At 61.6% G+C, this 18,689-nt stretch carries 17 protein-coding genes; 8 read left to right on the forward strand and 9 right to left on the reverse strand.

What is annotated here, in order from left to right; translation table 11 throughout:
- Nucleotides 1-10: 10 nt before the first annotated feature.
- Entirely contained in the window at nt 11-481 is a 471-nt protein-coding gene (locus RHM60_RS22875; protein WP_209989615.1) for a YchJ family protein, read from the reverse strand.
- A gap of 3 nt (nt 482-484) precedes the next feature.
- Entirely contained in the window at nt 485-982 is a 498-nt protein-coding gene (locus tag RHM60_RS22880) for a DUF6231 family protein (RefSeq protein WP_322212866.1), read from the reverse strand.
- Nucleotides 983-1,154: 172 nt separating this feature from the next.
- Here RHM60_RS22880 and RHM60_RS22885 point away from each other — a divergent pair, with 172 nt between their 5' ends.
- Entirely contained in the window at nt 1,155-1,913 is a 759-nt protein-coding gene (locus RHM60_RS22885) for a collagen-like protein (protein ID WP_209989621.1), read from the forward strand.
- Nucleotides 1,914-1,969: 56 nt separating this feature from the next.
- On the opposite strand, the gene RHM60_RS22890 is transcribed toward RHM60_RS22885, so the two are convergent.
- Complete coding sequence (locus tag RHM60_RS22890; RefSeq protein ID WP_322212867.1) at nt 1,970-2,434, reverse strand: CopD family protein; 465 nt, start codon at nt 2,432-2,434, stop codon at nt 1,970-1,972.
- Between the two features lie 99 nt (nt 2,435-2,533).
- Between RHM60_RS22890 and dinG the strand changes: the two genes are divergently transcribed.
- The 6 genes from dinG to RHM60_RS22920 all read left to right on the forward strand — a co-directional run bounded on the left by dinG (nt 2,534) and on the right by RHM60_RS22920 (nt 11,021).
- Entirely contained in the window at nt 2,534-4,678 is a 2,145-nt protein-coding gene (gene dinG / locus RHM60_RS22895; protein ID WP_209989627.1) for an ATP-dependent DNA helicase DinG, read from the forward strand.
- Nucleotides 4,679-4,769: 91 nt separating this feature from the next.
- Complete coding sequence (locus RHM60_RS22900) at nt 4,770-7,067, forward strand: beta-galactosidase (protein WP_322212868.1); 2,298 nt, start codon at nt 4,770-4,772, stop codon at nt 7,065-7,067.
- Between the two features lie 82 nt (nt 7,068-7,149).
- Nucleotides 7,150-8,295, forward strand: a complete 1,146-nt coding sequence (locus RHM60_RS22905; RefSeq protein ID WP_209990716.1) for a serine hydrolase domain-containing protein — start codon at nt 7,150-7,152, stop codon at nt 8,293-8,295.
- 141 nt (nt 8,296-8,436) lie between these two features.
- Nucleotides 8,437-9,615 (forward strand): OmpA family protein, encoded by a 1,179-nt coding sequence (locus tag RHM60_RS22910; protein ID WP_322212869.1) that lies wholly within the window; start codon nt 8,437-8,439, stop codon nt 9,613-9,615.
- A 27-nt stretch (nt 9,616-9,642) separates the two neighbouring features.
- Nucleotides 9,643-10,290: a pyridoxamine 5'-phosphate oxidase gene (gene pdxH, locus RHM60_RS22915; RefSeq protein ID WP_322212870.1), complete on the forward strand. Its 648-nt coding sequence runs from the start codon at nt 9,643-9,645 to the stop codon at nt 10,288-10,290.
- A gap of 266 nt (nt 10,291-10,556) precedes the next feature.
- Nucleotides 10,557-11,021, forward strand: a complete 465-nt coding sequence (locus RHM60_RS22920; protein ID WP_322212871.1) for a glycine zipper 2TM domain-containing protein — start codon at nt 10,557-10,559, stop codon at nt 11,019-11,021.
- A gap of 93 nt (nt 11,022-11,114) precedes the next feature.
- On the opposite strand, the gene RHM60_RS22925 is transcribed toward RHM60_RS22920, so the two are convergent.
- From RHM60_RS22925 to nhaA, 3 genes are all read right to left on the reverse strand, one after another.
- Nucleotides 11,115-11,450, reverse strand: coding sequence for a hypothetical protein (locus RHM60_RS22925; RefSeq protein ID WP_322212873.1), 336 nt, complete (start codon nt 11,448-11,450; stop codon nt 11,115-11,117).
- On the reverse strand, nt 11,447-12,682 hold the full coding sequence (locus tag RHM60_RS22930) for an S-type pyocin domain-containing protein (RefSeq protein WP_322212874.1): 1,236 nt from the start codon (nt 12,680-12,682) through the stop codon (nt 11,447-11,449). Before RHM60_RS22930 ends, RHM60_RS22925 begins: the two co-directional genes overlap by 4 nt.
- A gap of 153 nt (nt 12,683-12,835) precedes the next feature.
- Nucleotides 12,836-14,011, reverse strand: coding sequence for a Na+/H+ antiporter NhaA (gene nhaA / locus RHM60_RS22935; protein WP_209989641.1), 1,176 nt, complete (start codon nt 14,009-14,011; stop codon nt 12,836-12,838).
- A 213-nt stretch (nt 14,012-14,224) separates the two neighbouring features.
- Here nhaA and RHM60_RS22940 point away from each other — a divergent pair, with 213 nt between their 5' ends.
- Nucleotides 14,225-15,322, forward strand: coding sequence for a PLP-dependent cysteine synthase family protein (locus RHM60_RS22940; protein ID WP_322214661.1), 1,098 nt, complete (start codon nt 14,225-14,227; stop codon nt 15,320-15,322).
- A 247-nt stretch (nt 15,323-15,569) separates the two neighbouring features.
- Here the strand turns inward: RHM60_RS22940 and RHM60_RS22945 are convergent, their stop codons facing one another.
- The 3 genes from RHM60_RS22945 to RHM60_RS22955 form a co-directional block, all read right to left on the reverse strand.
- Nucleotides 15,570-17,183, reverse strand: a complete 1,614-nt coding sequence (locus RHM60_RS22945; RefSeq protein ID WP_322212876.1) for an NAD(P)/FAD-dependent oxidoreductase — start codon at nt 17,181-17,183, stop codon at nt 15,570-15,572.
- Between the two features lie 106 nt (nt 17,184-17,289).
- Entirely contained in the window at nt 17,290-17,961 is a 672-nt protein-coding gene (locus tag RHM60_RS22950) for a COG3650 family protein (RefSeq protein ID WP_209989648.1), read from the reverse strand.
- Between the two features lie 96 nt (nt 17,962-18,057).
- Entirely contained in the window at nt 18,058-18,657 is a 600-nt protein-coding gene (locus RHM60_RS22955) for a short chain dehydrogenase (RefSeq protein ID WP_209989651.1), read from the reverse strand.
- Between the last annotated feature and the right edge of the window lie 32 nt (nt 18,658-18,689).

The raw sequence follows: 18,689 nt of genomic DNA on the forward strand, positions 1-18,689 counted from the left end.
TCTGGTGGTGTTAGAGGTAGCCTGCGCAACATTTCTTGAATTTTTGTCCGCTGCCGCACAGGCACGGATCATTGCGCCCGACCTTCACCTCAACGGTGGGATCGATGAAGTACCAACGCCCGTCATTCTGTACGAAAGAAGACTGTTCGCGGTGACTATGTTCACCCGTGCTGTCATGCCAGCGAGCGGTAAAGGTCACAAAGGCATGTTCCGGCTGGCCGCCGAGCACCTCGGAACGCTCCACCTCAAGCCCCAGCCAGGTACTCTGCGCGCTCCAGGCAGCGATGGCGGCTCTGTCGAGGCCGGGTTGCTGGGCCGGCAGCGTGGTCGCCACCAGGTAATCGACCAGGCCCAGCACATAGGCGCTGTAGCGCGAGCGCATCAGCGCGCTGGCGCAGGGAGCCGGGTGGCCGTTGTGGTAATGGCCGCAGCAGGCATCCAGCAGGTTGCCACTGCCGCAGGGGCAAATGGGTGTGCTCATGGGTTACCACCAATACTTTCCGAAATTTTCCGGATTGGCCCAGAAGCGGGCATTGAGCCAGTCCGGCACCTGTTTATAGTCAAGCAGATCGTAGGTGAACAGCGTCAGCACTTGTTCGTCGCGCTGGAAGCGCTCGCCGGCCTGCAGGGCCAAAGAGAAGAAGTCGGTGTCTTTCCAGCCACAGGCATCGAGGTCTGCCAGCACTGCGATGCGACTGGCATTGAGGTTGCGGATGCCGCCGAGCAGCGTCAGGCCCTGTGGCTTGGAAAGGTGTTCCAGGCAATCGACCGCCAGCGCCAGGTCAAAGCGCTGCGCCGCCAGGTGCGCAGGCAGCGGACCGGGTTCGGCGACGGCGATAAACGTGTCGGGGTGCGCCTGTTTAAACGCCTCCAGCGCCGGAAAGCGGCTGGCGCCCAACAGCAACAGGCGTTTGGGCTGGTGCAGGTCGAGCAGCGCGGCCAAGGCTTGCTGGGGAGTATGGGCAGAAATACCGGCGGTCATCACAGATCCTCACATCAGAGCCGTAGAGACTAGCGCGGCTGCGCCCGTGGGCCTAGAGCCAGGGAGACAGAAAAAACGCTGCTGAAGTTTTTTGATGCTTCACTGGCAAATAGCCTGCAGAAGTCGTTACTGTGGCCCGGATAACAATTTGAAAAGAGTCAGGAGCCCCATGATGCGTAAGGTTTTTCTGTTGGCCCTGTTGGTCAGCCCCATTGCCCTGGCCCAGAGCGTCAGTGTCGAAACCAACTCATTGATGCGCCTGCCCAGCAGCACCAGCGTGTTGCAACTCGAGCGCCTGGACGTAGCGGATTACGGCACTTTGCTGATTCCGGCGACGATCAGCCAGGTGACGGTGGATGAACTGCACCTGGGCCGCGAAGCACGCATCGCCATCGTGCCGGGCAATAGCGCCCTGCAGTTGCAGGTGCGCCAGGCTCAGTTGGAACATGGCAGCCAGATCACCTCGCGCGGAGCCCCGGGCACCCATGAAAAACCAGCCCGGGCAGGGCGCGATCTCACGTTGCGGATCAATTCGCTGACGGCTGAAACGTTGTTGGTGGACGCCCGTGGCGGCGCCGGAGCCCAGGGTTATGCCGGGCTCGATGGCGCCAATGGTGAAGACCCGGGTTGCACCTGGGGTTCGGCCGGCCGCGGTTTCAACGGTGATAACGGCGGCGACGGTTTGCCGGGTGCAGCAGGGGCGACGGTGCGGGTTGAACTGCCGCAGGACTTCCCGGCCGAGAGCATCAAGGTCTGGGTCGATGGCGGGCCTGGTGGCTTGGCCGGTACTGCGGGTAAACCAGGCAAGGGCGGGCAATCGAAGGGATGCGTGGTGTACCGCGCCGATGGCGGCGACAAGGGCCGGCCTGGTTTGGAAGGGCAGCCGGGGCCGGCCGGGCCTGCGGGGTCTGTGACCCTCCAGCGGCTGTGAGTTGCCTGGCCTGACGCTATCGGGAGCTTGCTCCCGATAGCGGATTAAAGGCCGCCTCAGAACATCGGCCGAGCCGAAGCAATCGCCACCACCACCAACCCCACAATCAAATTGATCCCCACCAGCCTGCGAATCTGCCCCAGCGCAGCAGCGCCCGCCGGCCAGTCCTCGGTCGCCACCGCCGCGCGCAATTGCGGGAACTTCAACGCCTGGATGCGGATAAACAACGCCGTCATCACCAGATACAACCCCATCATGACCTGCACGTAACGCGGCGCCGTTTCAAAGCCGCTGAAGCGCAGTTGCAGCAGTCCCACACCGCTGATCGGCAAAACCAGCACCGCCACCCATACCCACACGAAAAAACGTTGAAACACATTCGCCCACAACCTGAGCCGGGCAGGGCCCTCAAGTGCCGCCACAGCGGCGGGGCGCAGGATCATCCAGGCGAAAAACATACCGCCAACCCATATCAGGGCGGCCAGTACATGCAGGGTGTAAGCGAGGCTGAAGACGGTCATTGTGGTACTCCGTTCTGCGCGGGATTAATTAGCGGGGTATGATAGCGGCCGATCCGAACCACTGAAAATTTATCCAGCGTTTTTTGCGCCCGACTATCCATGATCAGCACTGAACTCAAAACCACGATCCAGGGCGCCTACTCGCGTTTTCTCGAAGCCAAGAGCTTGAAACCGCGCTACGGCCAGCGCCTGATGATCGCCGAAGTGGCGAAAGTCCTCGGGGATATCGCCACCGACGACGAAGGTCGCCGCGAGGGTGACCCTGCGGTCGTGGCCGTTGAAGCCGGCACCGGTACCGGCAAGACCGTGGCCTACAGCCTGGCCGCGATTCCCACGGCCAAGGCCGCCGGCAAGCGCCTGGTGATCGCCACCGCCACCGTCGCCCTGCAGGAGCAGATCGTCTACAAGGACCTGCCCGACCTCATGCGCAACAGCGGCCTGAATTTCACCTTCGCCCTGGCCAAGGGGCGCGGCCGCTACATGTGCCTGTCCAAGCTCGACGTGCTGTTGCAGGAAGGTCATGCGCAAACCGCTACCGCCTCGCTGTTCGAAGAGGAAGGCTTCAAGATCGAAGTCGATGAGGTCAGCCAGAAACTGTTCACCAGCATGATCGAGAAACTGGCCGGCAATAAATGGGACGGTGACCGCGACAGCTGGCCCACCGCCCTTGAAGATGCCGACTGGGCGCGCCTGACCACCGACCACAGCCAGTGCACCAACCGACATTGCCCCAACTTCGGCCAGTGCGCCTTCTACAAGGCCCGCGAAGGCATGGGCAAGGTCGACGTGATCGTCACCAACCACGACATGGTGCTGGCCGACCTCGCCCTGGGCGGCGGCGCCGTGTTGCCGGACCCGCGCGACACCCTCTACGTATTCGACGAAGGCCACCACCTGCCGGACAAGGCTATCGGTCACTTCGCCCATTACACGCGCCTGCGTTCCACCGCCGACTGGCTGGAAACCACCGCCAAGAACCTTACCAAGTTGCTCGCCCAGCACCCGCTGCCGGGCGACCTGGGCAAGCTGATCGAACAGGTGCCGGAGCTGGCGCGCGAGATCAAGACCCAGCAGCAGTTCATGTTCAGCGCCTGCGAGCAGGTGGCCGATTTCAAGCCCGGCGAAGACGTGGAAGGCCGTGAGCGCCCGCGCCATCGCTTCGTTGGCGGGCTGATCCCCGAGCACATGCGCGAAATGGGGATTGAACTGAAGAAGGGCTTTTCGCGCCTGACCGATCTGTTCACGCGCCTCACCGATCTGCTCAAGGAAGGCATGGACGGCGAGGTCAACATCGGCATCGCCAGCAATCAGGCCGAGGAGTGGTACCCGCTGTTCGGCAGCCTGCTGTCCCGTTCCCAGGGTAACTGGGAGCTGTGGACCGCCTTCACCGTTGAAGACCCGGAAGACAACCCGCCCATGGCCCGTTGGCTGACCCTGTCGGAAAGCGGCGCGTTGTTTGATATCGAGGTCAATGCCAGCCCGATCCTCGCCGCCGAAATGCTGCGCCGCAACCTGTGGAACGTGGCGTATGGCTGCCTGGTGACCTCGGCCACGCTGACCGCCCTGGGCACCTTCGACCGTTTCCGCATGCGTGCCGGCCTGCCTAAAAAGGCGGTCACGGCCGTGGTGCCGAGCCCCTTCCATCATGCCGACGCCGGCGTGCTGCGCGTGCCGGACCTCAAGGCTGACCCGCGTGATGCGCCGGCCCACACCGCCGCAATCATCCGTGACCTGCCGGGCCTGGTTGAAGGGTCGCGCGGTACTCTGGTGCTGTTCTCCTCGCGCAAACAGATGCAGGACGTGTTCGATGGTCTGGACCGTGACTGGCGCAAGCAAGTGTTCATCCAGGGCAACCTGTCCAAGCAGGAAACCCTGAACAAGCACAAGGCGCGGGTCGATGGCGGCGATTCCAGCGTGCTGTTCGGCCTCGCCAGCTTTGCCGAAGGCGTGGACTTGCCGGGAGCCTACTGCGAGCACGTAGTGATCGCGAAGATCCCGTTTTCGGTGCCGGATGACCCGGTCGAAGCGGCACTGGCCGAATGGATCGAGGCGCGCGGCGGCAATCCGTTCATGGAAATCTCGGTGCCGGATGCTTCACTCAAGCTCGTGCAGGCCTGCGGTCGCCTGCTGCGTACCGAGGAAGACCGGGGCACCATCACGCTGCTTGATCGGCGCTTGGTCACCCAGCGCTATGGCAAGGCTATTCTGAATGCCTTGCCGCCGTTCCGGCGTGAAATTTCCTAAGCCACTGTGGGCGAATTCGCCCACTTCGTGGTCTCTGTTATCGACGTATTTCATCAGGCCATTCATCGGCCGTCTGGAGAACCTTGCTCGTATGATTCGCACGCTGCCCGCTCTTTTTGCCCTGCTGTTCGCCGCGCCCTTGATGGCCGCGCCGTCCGGGCAACAAACGCTGTTCAACTTCGTGCGCCCCGCCGATGTGGTCAAGGTGGCGACCCAGGACGCCAGCCTGCCGCAGTACAACGCCGAGCAAACGGCCGAAGGCGAGGTGCTGCGCCGCATCACCTTCAGCCCTGCGGACGAACCGAGCCTGGTGCTCAGCCCCCAGAGCGGCACCTGGGACTGGTCGCAGTCCGGCGCCATGAGCCTGCGTATACAGAGCGCCATGGACTGGGCGCTGACCCTCTACGTCAAGGTGCAGAGCAGCGACGGCAAGACCCTGGTCAGCCGCATCGACCTGCCGGCCGGCCCGGCGCAGACCTTGGTGGTCCCGCTGCAGGCCAATTCTCCCTTGAGCCAGGGCATGAAGGCCGGCCCGCCGATGCCGATCAGCCTCGACGGCCAGCGCGTGTTGCTCGCCGCCAGCAGTGGAGAAATCGACCGCAGCCAGGTGGTGTCGGTGACGTTGTCGATGCTCAAGCCCAATGTCGCCCAAAGCATTCTGCTGGAGCGCTTTGGCGTGCAGGATATCGAACCGGTCATCAAGGCGGCCTATGGCGAACTGGTCGACGCCTATGGGCAGTCCACCCGTGCGCGCTGGCCGGAAAAGGTCAGCAGTGACGAGCAACTCAAGGCCGCCGCTGCCCGGGAGCAACAACAGCTCAAGGGCTGGCTGGCTGAGCGCGACACGTCCTCACTGGACACATTCGGGGGCTGGAACAAGGGGCCGGCCTTCGAGGCCAGCGGTTTTTTCCGCACCGAGAAGCGCGACGGGCGCTGGTACCTGGTGACGCCGCAGGGCCATCCGTTCTACTCGCTGGGCGTCAACACCGTGGCTGCGGACAACAACCAGACCTACGTGGGCGGTCGCGAATGGATGTTCGCTGCGCTGCCCAAGGCTGGTGAACCCTTCGACAAATATTACGGCAGCAGCGACAACCGCACCGGCAACGGCTCGGGCGAAGGCCGCAACTTCGCCTCGGGGCGCTGGTACGATTTCTACGGCGCCAACCTGCAACGTACCTACGGCAGCGAACACTTTGACCACAAGCGTTGGGTCAACCACACCCTCGACCGCCTGCAAGCCTGGGGTTTCAACACCATTGGTAATTGGAGCGACGAGGATCTGGCCGACGCCGAACGCGTGCCGTACACCTTGCCGCTGTCGATCGTCGGCGATTACGCCAGCATCAGCACCGGCACCGACTGGTGGGGTGGCATGCCCGATCCGTTCGACCCGCGCTTCGCAATGGCCACCGAGCGCGCCGTGGCCATTGCGGCCCGCGACCATCGCGACGACCCCTGGCTGATCGGCTATTTTGCCGACAACGAACTGGCCTGGGCCGGTCCCGGTGATGATCCCAAATCCCGCTATGCGCTCGCCTACGGCACCTTGCGCATGACCACCGACGTCCCGGCCAAGCGTGCGTTCCTCAAGCAACTGCGCGACAAATACCGCAACGAAGAAGGCCTCTCCAAAGCCTGGGGCATTCAACTGGCGGGTTGGGAATTGATGGAAGATCCGGGCTTTGAACCGCCGATGCCCAACCCTGAGCACCCGGAAATCGAAGCCGACTTCAAGTATTTCCAGAAGACCTTCGCCGATGCCTACTTCAAGACCATTTCCGATTCGCTGAAATGGCATGCGCCCAACCAGTTGCTGCTGGGCGGGCGCTATGCGGTGAGCACGCCCGAAGCCGTGGCCTCGTGTGCGCAGTATTGCGATGTGCTGAGTTTCAACATGTATACGCTCAAGCCTCAGGACGGCTACGACTTCGCCGCGTTGCGTGCGCTGGACAAGCCGGTGCTGATCACCGAATTCAACGTCGGCTCCGCCGACCGTGGCCCGTTCTGGGGCGGCGTGACGCAATTGGCCCGGGAAGAGGATCGTGGTGCGGCGTACGCCACCTTTCTCAAGCAGGCGATGGCCGAGCCGTCGATTGTTGGCGTGCACTGGTTTCAGTACCTGGACCAGCCGGTGACCGGCCGCTTGCTGGATGGCGAAAACGGACACTTTGGGCTGGTGGGTATAACCGATGTGCCGTTCCAGGGCTTTGTCGACAGCGCGCGCAAGAGCAACCTGGCGGCGGTCGAGCAACTGGGCAAGGCGGTCGGGCAAGCCAGGGCTGCCGGCGCGGTGCGTGAGCATGAAGGCGGCAAGGCCGGGCCGGCGGGCGAGGGCGCGGGTAAGGGGGCCGGGCATGCCGGTGGGCATTCCGGGAATGGCCATTGATTCGGTGCTGATGGGTTCACAAATCCTGCAAGGGCTGGAACAATGTCCGCCACTTTTAACGGCGTTTTCCGAGGGGGCTTCGGTGCAGGTTCAGGGTCATTACGCGCTCCAGTTTGAAGCCGTGCGCGAAGCGTTTGCCGCGTTGTTCGATGACCCGCAGGAGCGTGGTGCCGGGCTCTGCATCCAGATCGGTGGCGAAACGGTCGTCGACCTGTGGGCCGGCACCGCCGACAAGGACGGGGCCGAGGCCTGGCACAGCGACACCCTCGTCAACCTGTTCTCCTGCACCAAGACTTTTACGGCGGTTGCGGCCCTGCAACTGGTGGCCGAGGGCAAGCTGCGGCTGGATGCGCCAGTGGCCAACTACTGGCCTGAATTTGCTGCCGCCGGCAAGCAAGCCGTCACCCTGCGCCAGTTGCTCTGTCATCAGGCCGGGTTGCCGGCGATCCGCGAGATGCTGCCCGCCGAGGCGCTCTATGACTGGCAACTGATGGTCGATACCCTGGCGGCCGAGGCCCCGTGGTGGACGCCGGGCCAGGGCCATGGCTATGAGGCGATTACCTACGGCTGGCTGGTCGGTGAGCTGCTGCGTCGCGCCGATGGGCGTGGGCCGGGGGAGTCCATCGTGGCACGGGTTGCACGGCCATTGGGCCTGGACTTTCATATTGGCCTGGCAGATGAAGAGTTTTATCGTGTTGCCCATATAGCGCGCAGTAAAGGCACTATGGGCGACGCGGCCGCACAACGTTTATTGCAAGTAATGATGCGTGAACCGGCGGCCATGACGACACGCGCCTTTGCCAATCCTCCATCCATTCTGACCAGCACTAATAAACCCGAGTGGCGACGCATGCAGCAGCCGGCGGCTAATGGTCACGGTAATGCGCGCAGTCTGGCGGGTTTTTATAGTGGCTTGCTCGACGGTAGTTTGCTGGAAGCCGACATGCTCGAAGAATTGACCCGCGAACACAGTGTCGGGCCGGATAAAACATTATTGACCCAAACCCGCTTCGGCCTGGGCTGCATGCTGGATCAGCCGCAATTGCCCAATGCCACTTTCGGCCTTGGCCCGCGTGCGTTCGGGCACCCTGGCGCGGGTGGTTCGGTGGGGTTTGCCGACCCGGAGCATGATGTTGCATTTGGTTTCGTGACTAATACATTAGGTCCCTATGTACTTATGGACCCGCGTGCACAGAAGTTGGTCGGAATATTGGCCGATTGTCTGTAAACCGCTTGCCGTTTCACAATTTTTTGTTACAAATGCGACTATAAGAAGACGCTGACGGAATAATGTAATTTCAATGTTCTGTACGCGTCTGTTTAACGGGTCAGCCTGACCCTTCGGTTTTTCTCATTGTGTGGATATCTCATGTTATCGAACAAGTCCTTGGCACTGGCGCTGTGCCTCACTATTACAGGTTGCGCGCAAACGCCACAAAATGATGCCGAAGGAGGGCACTGGTGGTCATTTGGATCCGACAAGGCTGCTACCAAGGACGCAGTGACCCAAACCGACGCCAAGCCGGACGCCAAGCCAGCTGCGGGCGCCAAGCCAGCCGCAGCGGCCGCTGCAACTGCTCCGGCACCTGCCACCGCTGCCGCTCCTGCGCCGGCGGCCAAAGCCGACAGCGGCTTCAACTGGTGGCCGTTCGGCGCCAAGAGCGCCGACGACAAGGCCGCTGCCGACAAGGCTGACCTGAAAGCCGACGTCAAAGCCGCCACCCCGGCATCGGACGCTGCGCCTGCCGTCGCCAAGACCGACACCGACACACACTGGTGGTGGCCGTTCGAAAGCAAGCCCAAGCCATTGGCCAAGGTCGACGTCAGCAACGTGCAGATGCCTGACCCGAAAATTACCCAGGCCTGGTTGGACGACTACGAGCCACGCCTGCGTGAAGCGATCAAGGACAGCAACCTGCAGCTGGAACGTCGCGACAATGTACTGGTGGTGATCGCCCCGGTTGACGGCTCCTACAACCCCAAGCGTCCGGCCATGCTGCTGCCGGTGACCCTGGGCCCGTTCACTCGGGTGGCCAAGGCCGTTGAAGCCGATCCCAAAACAGCCGTACTGGTGCTCGGTCACGTTGATGCCACCGGCACCGCCCCGGCGAGCCAGGCACTGACCAAGGAACGTGCACAGTCCATCGCTTCGATTTTCAGCCTCAGCGGCCTGAAGCAGGATCGTCTGATGCTGCGCGGCATGGGCGACCTGATGCCGCGTGCGGCCAACGACAGCAACCAGGGCCGTGCGCTGAACCGTCGCATGGAAATCATGTTCACGCAGCGTACAACCATGTTGGCGCTGCTGAGCAAGTACAACTCGGGCAAGACCCCGCCTGTGGCTGAAATGGTTGCCGTGCAGAATGTTCCTGCACCGGCGCCGGCTGCCAAACCTGCGGCCAAGGCTCCAGCGAAAAAGGCTGCCACCAAGAAAGCCGCTGCCAAGCCAGCCGCCAAAAAGGCCCCGGCCAAACCGGCTGCGAAGAAAACCGCTCCGGCCAAGGCCAAGGCCGATGCACCCGCTGCGGCTGATCAGGCGAAAAACTGAGTCGTTGAACCACAAGGATAAAGCCGCATGACCCAGGCACTGGCCGATATGCGCCGTGATTACACACGGGACGGTTTGAGCGAGGCCCACGCCCCGAGCGAGCCGTTTGCCTTGTTCCGCCAGTGGTTTGCCGATGCGGTGAGCACCGAGCAGGCCCCGGTCGAGGCCAATGCCATGACCCTGGCCACGGTCGACGAGGATGGTCGCCCGCACTGCCGCATCCTGTTGCTCAAGGGCCTGGATGCGCAGGGCTTTACCTTCTTTACCAACTATCAGAGCGCCAAGGGCGAGCAACTGGCGGCGCGTCCGTTCGCGGCCATGACCTTTTTCTGGCCGACCCTGGAGCGCCAGGTGCGCATCGAGGGGCGGGTGGTCAAGGTTTCGCACGAGGAGTCGGATGCTTATTATCAGGTCCGTCCCCTGGGCAGCCGGCTGGGTGCCTGGGCTTCTCCGCAGAGCAAGGTCATTCGTGACCGTGAAGAACTGCAGGCTCTGCTCAAGAGCACCGAAGAGCGCTTCAGCGATACGCAGCCCGACTGCCCCGAGCACTGGGGAGGCTATCGCTTGCTGCCGGAGCGTATCGAGTTCTGGCAAGGCCGCTCCAGCCGCCTGCATGATCGGCTGAACTACCGCCTGCAAGGCATCGACTGGACACGCGAGCGCCTGGCGCCCTGAGCGTCACCTTTCGTCACTCGACTTGAATGATGCCTGCTGCGCTGGAGTCTTGACTCAACAGATTCCGGGCGCTTTCGGCCGTGCGGCTACACTGGTGAAGAGCGTTGTTGCAGTGTTATCCGCAACGGGACGGAAAACCGTTCGTCGATTTTTCGGGTGATGGCAGTCTGTACTCTGGCTGAATGAAAGCAATTTTCTGCCGCGCGTGTCGTGACAGGCGGCAAGTGGCAGCGTCTAATGAATACCTGTCCTTTGGAGTTGATGCTATGCGTAAGTCCGTTTTACTGGTTGCCTGCTTTACCACCCTGTCGTTTCTGCTGGGTGGCTGCGCCTCGAGTCTGACCGGCGACTCGTACTCCCGTGACGAAGCACGTCGTGTGCAGACCGTTCGCATGGGCACCATCGAATCCCTGCGTCCGGTGAAAATCGAAGGCACCAAGACCCCAATCGGCGGCGCTGCAGGCGCAGTCATCGGCGGCGTGGGCGGCAGCGCCATCGGCGGCGGCCGTGGCAGCATTGTCACCGCCGTCATCGGCGCCGTCGCCGGCGGCCTGCTGGGCTCGGCCACCGAAGAAGGCCTGACCCGCACTCAGGGTGTGGAAATCACCGTTCGTGAAGACGACGGCAGCACCCGCGCTTATGTGCAGGCCGTGCAGGAAAATGAAATTTTCCGCATCGGTGATCGCGTGCGCATCATGACGGTTGATGGCACCAGCCGCGTTACGCGCTAAACGTCGGTCGTGGAAACACAAAACCCCAACCGGGTGACTGGTTGGGGTTTTTTTATAGGCTAGGTTTTTTGTCGAATAGTGTTTCGGAGCGTTTCAGGTAAACATCTCGATGTCATCCGTGGCACTTCCAATAACACCGCTAAGCGCAGGGCATTTACGCTTAGCTTGTTGCAGTGCCGGTATCACCCTGTCCATGTCCAATGCTCCAAATCTACGTGCGATGTGGCCTATGGCAACTATTGCAGCTGAGGCGATCGCTTCGTTGTCGTCATGCATATATTGTAAGCAAACGCTTTGTGCCCAAGTACCATCGATTTCGTTGAGCCCAACTGAAATCAGTGCTGTGGTGACTTGGCTTACGTCACCGGTGGCAAGAGCATTTATCGATTCATCATGGGTCAAGTCAGGATCGTGATAGCGCATATTCATTTCTTGTCTCCCAGGATTTTTCCTTTGCGGTTGGTTTTTCCAGCCCTTATCAATGCATTTTTCATATGTTGGTTCAATGCACCCCATGGTCGTACGTGCCCGTGAAAAGTGTCGTCTGTTGACATATCAATAACCACAAACTCATTCGTGTGCGGATCGATACCTATTCTGCGAGGCTCGGCAGGTTTGACGAGCACAGAGTCGTTCAGGGCGTCCAGGCCGTTAGTTGGCTTTTTACTTTTAACTAAATTTCCCTTCTTGCTGTGATAAGGCGCGTCCTCATACTTCCAGCTTACGACGATATACAGGGGCCTGACCCCGGAGTCCGCGGGGAAGACGAGAATGAAGTCCCTGTACTCAGGCGGGTAAATCGGGTCGACAATAATCGTCGCGGCGTTTTCGGTCGGCGGATATACCCATATGTGCGGTGTCGATGGCGCCGCTTCCAGTGCCGGTATTCCGAGTGTATTGGCGGGGTCTGCGGCAGGTGTCCAGATCAGCTCAATGCCATCACCCAAGTGGGCGATGTATTGCGTTCCGGATACCTGAAACTGCACGACGTCGACCATCTCCCAGTCGAGATTCTTTCCGGTATAAAAGGCATAGCCCTTGAGCGTGCCGTCGTCTCGTTGTTCGATATGCAGTCGGACGCGGGTGCGTGCCCTGGCCATGGAGCGCAATTGTTCTTCGCTGTAGAGCGCACTGTCACCGAGGTTGGAGGGCCAGACCAGAGCAACCAGGCCTGCCAGAAAGCCCGCACCGACGGTACTGGCCCCGGCAGCGGCGATTGCTGCTGTGTGTTCTGCGATGGCGCTGCCGCCTAGTGCCAATGCCCCCAGCCCGGCAGGTATTGCCGTGCCGCTGACTTTTCGCAAGGGCAAACGGCCAGTGGCGTCAGCTTCCAGCGCTCCCAGCAGTGCGTACTCGCCGTAATCCTTGAGTTGATCCAGCGGCACATAACCGGTCGGATCGTGGTAATCGATGAGTGCGTCCGGCAAGTTGCATGACTTGGCAAATACGCAACCCACCTTGGGGGCCTGAGGCGGTGGTGGCTTCACCTGAAAGTACGCTTCTTCAGCAATCTGCCGGTCGATCATTTCTCCATGAGCGCGTTGCTGAATGGCCGTCCGGGCCGCTAACTGAGCTTCACTTATGGGCTCAAGTCGTCGATACCCGCCGGTCCCGGTGCCGTAGGATCGCCAGACTTGAACTACGTCCTTGTTGCTTGCCATTTTGCCCTCCTGGCGCGGTGCTTAACGAGATCCGGCGTAGAAGCCGGGTGCCGACGTTAGAGCAAGCCGAGGAGGGTGGATGTAGGAAGGAACTGCGAAAGAAGGAGGAATTGGATGAAGCAGGAGCCGGCTCACCGGCTCCTGCTAAATGGGTCAGGCCTTCTTGCGACTCGCCATCGCCGTCACCCCATAACCAATACACGCCGCGAGTATCGATCCGGTGAGGATCCCCATTCGATCCTCCCCGGCAAACTCGCTGGCGCCTGGCACAAACGCCAGCGAGCCGACGAAGAGGCTCATGGTGAAACCGATTCCGCACAGGATCGCCACGCCGAATACCTGGCCCCAGTTGGCACCGGCGGGCAGGGCGGCGAGGCCGGTCTTGATGGCCAGCCAGGTGAGACCGAAGACGCCGACGGTCTTGCCGATCAACAAGCCGGCTGCAATGCCCATGGGGACGTGGTGGGTGAAGCTGTCGAGGGTGACGCCAGTCAGGGAAACCCCGGCATTGGCGAAGGCGAACAGCGGCAGGATGACATAGGCCACCCACGGGTGCAGCGCGTGCTCCAGGCTCAGCAGCGGTGAAGTTTCGGCATTTTTGGTGCGCAGCGGAATACAAAGCGCTAGCGTCACCCCGGCGAGGGTGGCGTGCACGCCGCTTTTGAGCACGCAGATCCACAGAATCAGACCGATGATCAGGTACGGCCCAAGCTTGACTACGCCCAGCCGATTCATCGCGATCAGGGCCACGAGGCAGGCGGCTGCACCGGCCAGCGCAGCACTGGACAGCTCGGCCGAATAGAACAACGCAATGACGATGATCGCCCCCAGGTCATCGATGATGGCCAAGGTCATCAGGAACAGTTTCAGCGACACCGGCACGCGCTTGCCCAGCAGCGCCAGCACGCCCAATGCAAAGGCAATGTCGGTGGCCATGGGGATTGCCCAGCCGGCAAGCGCGGCGGGGTAGTCCTTGTTGATCGCCCAGTAGATCAGCGCCGGCACCACCATGCCGCCAATGGCGGCTGCGCCCGGCAGTACCACCTGGGACGGTTTGGACAGGTGGCCGTCAAGCAGTTCGCGCTTGACCTCCAGCCCGATCAGCAGGAAGAACAGGGCCATCAGGCCATCGTTGATCCACAACAGGGCCGGTTTGGCGATTTTCAGCGCGCCGATCTGCGCCACCACCGGCACATCGAGAAACGCGGCGTACAGGTGCGACAACGGTGAGTTGTTGATGATCAGCGCCAGGGCGGCGGCCGCGATCAGCAACAGGCCACTGGAGGCTTCCAGCTGGAAAAAACGGGTAAACGAGCTACGCAGAGGCAAGGGATGCTCTCCAATCCAGAGTCAATAGGCGGCTACCCTAACCCGTACCGTTAGTTGTTAAAACAAAAGTTATATTCTTATTTGTTATAAGTAAGGGTCTTAGTCGGGGTCGCACTTGAGCCTAGCAATTGTGTGTCCAATTGAGTCGTCACTGTATCTGTGTGATACGTAGGAAACCCCCTAATATCCTGGTTGAAATCCCTTGAGAACCTCCTGATGAGCGACCACCGTACCTGGGCCCGCGAAGCCATTCGCATCATTGAAGCGGACTTCCAGCGCAGCGCCGACACACACCTGATTCCTCTGCCATTACCGGGCCTGCCGGGCATCGAGTTGTACTTCAAGGATGAGTCCAGCCACCCCACCGGCAGCCTCAAGCACCGGCTGGCGCGGTCACTGTTTCTGTATGCGCTGTGCAACGGCTGGCTCAAACCCGGCGCACCGGTGATCGAGGCCTCCAGCGGTTCGACGGCAGTGTCGGAGGCTTATTTTGCACGCTTGCTCGGGCTGCCGTTCATTGCCGTGATGCCGAGCACTACGTCGCGGGAAAAGATTGCGCAGATTGCCTTCTATGGTGGCCAGAGCCATCTGGTCGATGACCCGATGCAGATCTATGCCGAGTCCGAACGGCTGGCGCAGGAAAGCGGCGGGCACTTCATGGACCAGTTCACCTTTGCCGAGCGCGCCACCGACTGGCGTGCCAACAACAACATCGCCGAATCGATCTTCCAGCAGATGCGCTTTGAGCAGCACCCGGAGCCGAGCTGGCTGATCTCCAGCCCAGGCACCGGTGGCACCACCGCGACGCTGGGGCGTTACGTGCGTTATCGCCAGCATTGCACCCGCGTGTTGTGCGCCGATGCCGAGCGTTCGGTGTTCTTCGACTATTATTTGAGCGGCGATGCCGGATTGCGCCTGGACTGCGGTTCGCGGATCGAAGGCATTGGCCGGCCACGGGTCGAAGCGTCGTTTCTGCCCAAGGTGATTGATGCGATGGTCAAGGTGCCGGATGCGCTGTCGCTGGCGGCCATGCACTACCTGGCGGCGCGGCTTGGGCGCCGGGTGGGTGGGTCCAGCGGGACCAACCTGATTGGCGCACTGATGGCCGCGCAGCAGATGAAAGCGGCGGGGGAGTCGGGCTCGATCGTGGCTATTTTGTGTGATGGTGGGGAGCGTTATGCCACAACTTATTACGACGAGACCTGGGTGGCGACCCAGGGGTACGCACTGCAAGGTCTGATCGCGATTGTGGCAGCCAGTGTGGAACAGGGTGAGCCGTTACCGGACAGCGTCCGGCGCGCCAATATCTGACACCACCCACACTCTGCGCAGGCAACTGCATCCCTGTGGCAAGCGCGTTTGTTGTGGCAAGAAGGCTTGTTGTGGCGAGCAGGCTTGCCCTGCGTTGGGGTGCGCAGCAGCCCCAGAACCAGGCTCTGAGCAGTATCAGGTACACCGCGTTTTGCTCGATGGGGGGCGCTTCGCACCCCAACGCGGGGCAAGCCCGCTCGCCACAACAAGCCCGCTCGCCACAACAGGCCTGCTCGCCACAACACAATCAGGCCTCGATACCCAACATATCCCGTGCCAGCGCCTCGGCAATCCGAATCCCGTCAACGCCCGCCGACAGGATGCCACCGGCATAACCGGCACCTTCGCCGGCCGGGAACAGGCCTTTCACATTCATGCTTTGCAGAGAATCGTCACGGGTAATGCGCAGTGGCGACGAGGTGCGCGTTTCGATCCCGGTCAGCACGGCGTCGTGCAGCGAGTAGCCCTTGATCTGCTTTTCAAACGCCGGCAATGCTTCGCGAATAGCCTCGATGGCAAACTCAGGCAGCGCCAGCGCCAGGTCGCCCAGTGACACGCCGGGTTTGTAGGAGGGCTCCACGCTGCCGATGGCGGTGGACGGTCTGCCCGCGATGAAGTCGCCCACCAGTTGCGCCGGTGCTTCGTAGTTGCTGCCGCCGAGCACATAGGCATGCGACTCCAGGCGCTCCTGCAACTCGATGCCTGCCAGCGGACCGCCCGGGTAATCCACGTCCGGTGTGATACCGACCACGATGCCGGAGTTGGCATTGCGCTCGTTACGCGAGTATTGGCTCATGCCGTTGGTGACCACGCGATTGGGCTCGGAGGTCGCCGCAACCACCGTGCCCCCTGGGCACATGCAGAAGCTGTAAACCGAACGGCCATTTTTGGCGTGGTACACCAGCTTGTAGTCGGCGGCGCCGAGTTTCGGATGCCCGGCGTACTTGCCCAGGCGCGCGGCATCGATCAGCGATTGCGGGTGTTCGATTCGAAAGCCCACCGAGAACGGCTTGGCTTCCATGTACACGCCACGACCATGCAGCATACGGAAGGTGTCGCGGGCGCTGTGGCCCAGGGCGAGGATCACGTGCCGGGAGAGGACCTGCTCGCCGCCGTCGATGACCACGCCGTGCAACTGGCCGTCCTCGATCAGCACGTCGGTCACGCGCTGCTCGAAACGCACTTCACCGCCCAGCGCGATGATCTGCTGGCGCATGTTTTCCACCACGCCGGTCAGGCGAAAGGTGCCGATGTGCGGTTTGCTGACATAGAGAATTTCTTCCGGCGCACCAGCCTTGACGAACTCGTGCAAAACCTTGCGGCCGAGGAATTTCGGGTCCTTGATCTGGCTGTAGAGCTTGCCGTCGGAAAAGGTCCCGGCACCGCCTTCGCCAAACTGCACGTTGGATTCAGGGTTGAGCACGTTTTTGCGCCACAGACCCCAGGTGTCCTTGGTGCGCTGGCGCACTTCCTTGCCGCGTTCGAGGATGATCGGTTTGAAGCCCATCTGTGCCAGCAACAGCCCGGCAAAGATGCCGCACGGGCCAAAGCCGACCACCACCGGCCGCTCGGTCAAACCCTGCGGGGCCTGGCCCACCACCTTGTAGCTGATGTCCGGTGCCGGGTTGACGTTGCGGTCATCGGCAAACTTGAGCAGCAGGGCGGCTTCGCCCACCACGTTCAGGTCGATGGTGTAAATGAAGCACAGCTCCGAGGTTTTCTTGCGGGCGTCGTAGCTGCGCTTGAACAGGGTGAAATCGAGCAGGTTATCACTGGCGATCCCCAGGCGCTGCACGATGGCGGGCCGCAGGTCTTCTTCGGGATGGTCGATGGGCAGCTTGAGTTCGGTGATTCGTAACATGACAGGATCCGGTAGGCGGCGGGCAAACAGGCCGGCTGTTTTGCAAACCGGCGATTATAAGCCCCAACTACGGTTTCCCGTCATGCTAAAACAGCGCAGGCGCCCATCAGTCGTCCCGCGAACCACCGAAAGCGGCGCAGCCACGCTGGACTTGACCGTTGATCCGCAATTCGGCGGTCATGTGTTGCAGGCTGCCGCTGACCGGGTCGACGCAGCGTTGCGGGGCTACCCACAGTTCGATGTGCTGGTTATTGGCCTCGGTCATCAGATTGAAACGGCCATCACCCAGTTGCTCTTCAACATAGGGCACCGGCAACGGCGGCTGGCCTTCGCGTTCCAGCACCATGCCCTTGGCAGTGACGTTGAGTGCCCAGGCCGGCTTGTGGCCGTTGGCGCGCAGGATCATGCGCTTGAAATCGGGGTCATCGCAGGCCGACGTCGAGCGCTCGACGCGGTAAAGCTGTTGCAGTTCGACTTCACCCTGGGTGCCGCTGGCCACCCCGGAAAACTTGCCGCGCAGGTCGGCAAACAGCGCGCCTTGCTGGCCGGCGAGCGACGCGGCCTCCTGCAGGATGCTGGTGCCGCCGGTGTCCTTGACCACGTAGTTACGCTGGTCGCGACATGGCTGGAACAACAGCTTGCCGCCCACTGCCGTGAGTTCGCCTTGCATGCGGGTCAGCCCGACGGTGGACGGTTTCGCAGGCTCCCGCTCGAACATCTGGCAGGCGGCGAACAGGGGGAGCAAGGCACACAGAGCAAGGGTACGGGCGGCACGCATTTTCGGGTCTCCTGACAAGTGCCGCCACGTTACGCAGACTGACTCTGCATCACAAGCCCGATGCCGAGCTTCAGGTGTTTCTTACAGACGTTGAATTCAACCTACGATAAACGTCTGCCCGGTCTGCAAGCCTTCAACACTCTTGGCGTAGGCCAGTCCTACATCGACCGCCGGGACCGGTTTGAAACCCCGGAAGTAGGGCGCATAGCTGTCCATGGCTTCTACCAATACCGTCGGGCTCACCGAGTTGACACGCAGGCCCCGTGGCAACTCGATCGCCGCTGCCTTCACAAACGCGTCGAGTGCACCGTTGACCAGTGCCGCCGAGGCGCCGGTGCGGATTGGGTCGCGGTTGAGGATGCCGCTGGTGAAGGTGAACGAGGCGCCATCGTTGGCGTACTCGCGACCGATCAGCAGCAGGTTGACCTGGCCCATCAATTTATCGCGCAGGCCCCGTTCAAAATCGCTGTCGCTCATGTCGCCCAGCGCGACAAAGTTCACGCTGCCGGCCGCGCAGACCAGTGCGTCGAACGTGCCGGTGTGTTCAAACAGTCGCCGGATCGAGGCGCTGTCGCTGATATCGGCCTGGAAGTCGCCACTGTGGCGGCCGACGCTGATCACTTCGTGGCGTTGTGCCAATTCTGCCTTGACCGCCGAGCCGATGGTGCCGCCGGCGCCTATCAACAGGATTTTCATCGCGCTGTTCCTCTGGGTCGAAATAAATGTTG

The sequence above is a fragment of the Pseudomonas sp. MH9.3 genome (genome assembly GCF_034354675.1).
Taxonomy (GTDB): domain Bacteria; phylum Pseudomonadota; class Gammaproteobacteria; order Pseudomonadales; family Pseudomonadaceae; genus Aquipseudomonas.

Excerpts from the sequence above, each read along its gene's own strand:
- RHM60_RS22945 (WP_322212876.1), bottom strand. The coding sequence starts at position 17,183 with ATGTTACGAATCACCGAACTCAAGCTGCCCATCGACCATCCCGAAGAA.
- RHM60_RS22930 (WP_322212874.1), bottom strand. The coding sequence starts at position 12,682 with ATGGCAAGCAACAAGGACGTAGTTCAAGTCTGGCGATCCTACGGCACC.
- dinG (WP_209989627.1), top strand. The coding sequence starts at position 2,534 with ATGATCAGCACTGAACTCAAAACCACGATCCAGGGCGCCTACTCGCGT.
- RHM60_RS22910 (WP_322212869.1), top strand. The coding sequence starts at position 8,437 with ATGTTATCGAACAAGTCCTTGGCACTGGCGCTGTGCCTCACTATTACA.
- pdxH (WP_322212870.1), top strand. The coding sequence starts at position 9,643 with ATGACCCAGGCACTGGCCGATATGCGCCGTGATTACACACGGGACGGT.
- RHM60_RS22875 (WP_209989615.1), bottom strand. The coding sequence starts at position 481 with ATGAGCACACCCATTTGCCCCTGCGGCAGTGGCAACCTGCTGGATGCC.
- RHM60_RS22950 (WP_209989648.1), bottom strand. The coding sequence starts at position 17,961 with ATGCGTGCCGCCCGTACCCTTGCTCTGTGTGCCTTGCTCCCCCTGTTC.
- RHM60_RS22885 (WP_209989621.1), top strand. The coding sequence starts at position 1,155 with ATGCGTAAGGTTTTTCTGTTGGCCCTGTTGGTCAGCCCCATTGCCCTG.
- RHM60_RS22900 (WP_322212868.1), top strand. The coding sequence starts at position 4,770 with ATGATTCGCACGCTGCCCGCTCTTTTTGCCCTGCTGTTCGCCGCGCCC.
- RHM60_RS22955 (WP_209989651.1), bottom strand. The coding sequence starts at position 18,657 with ATGAAAATCCTGTTGATAGGCGCCGGCGGCACCATCGGCTCGGCGGTC.
- RHM60_RS22890 (WP_322212867.1), bottom strand. The coding sequence starts at position 2,434 with ATGACCGTCTTCAGCCTCGCTTACACCCTGCATGTACTGGCCGCCCTG.
- RHM60_RS22920 (WP_322212871.1), top strand. The coding sequence starts at position 10,557 with ATGCGTAAGTCCGTTTTACTGGTTGCCTGCTTTACCACCCTGTCGTTT.
- RHM60_RS22925 (WP_322212873.1), bottom strand. The coding sequence starts at position 11,450 with ATGAATATGCGCTATCACGATCCTGACTTGACCCATGATGAATCGATA.
- RHM60_RS22880 (WP_322212866.1), bottom strand. The coding sequence starts at position 982 with ATGACCGCCGGTATTTCTGCCCATACTCCCCAGCAAGCCTTGGCCGCG.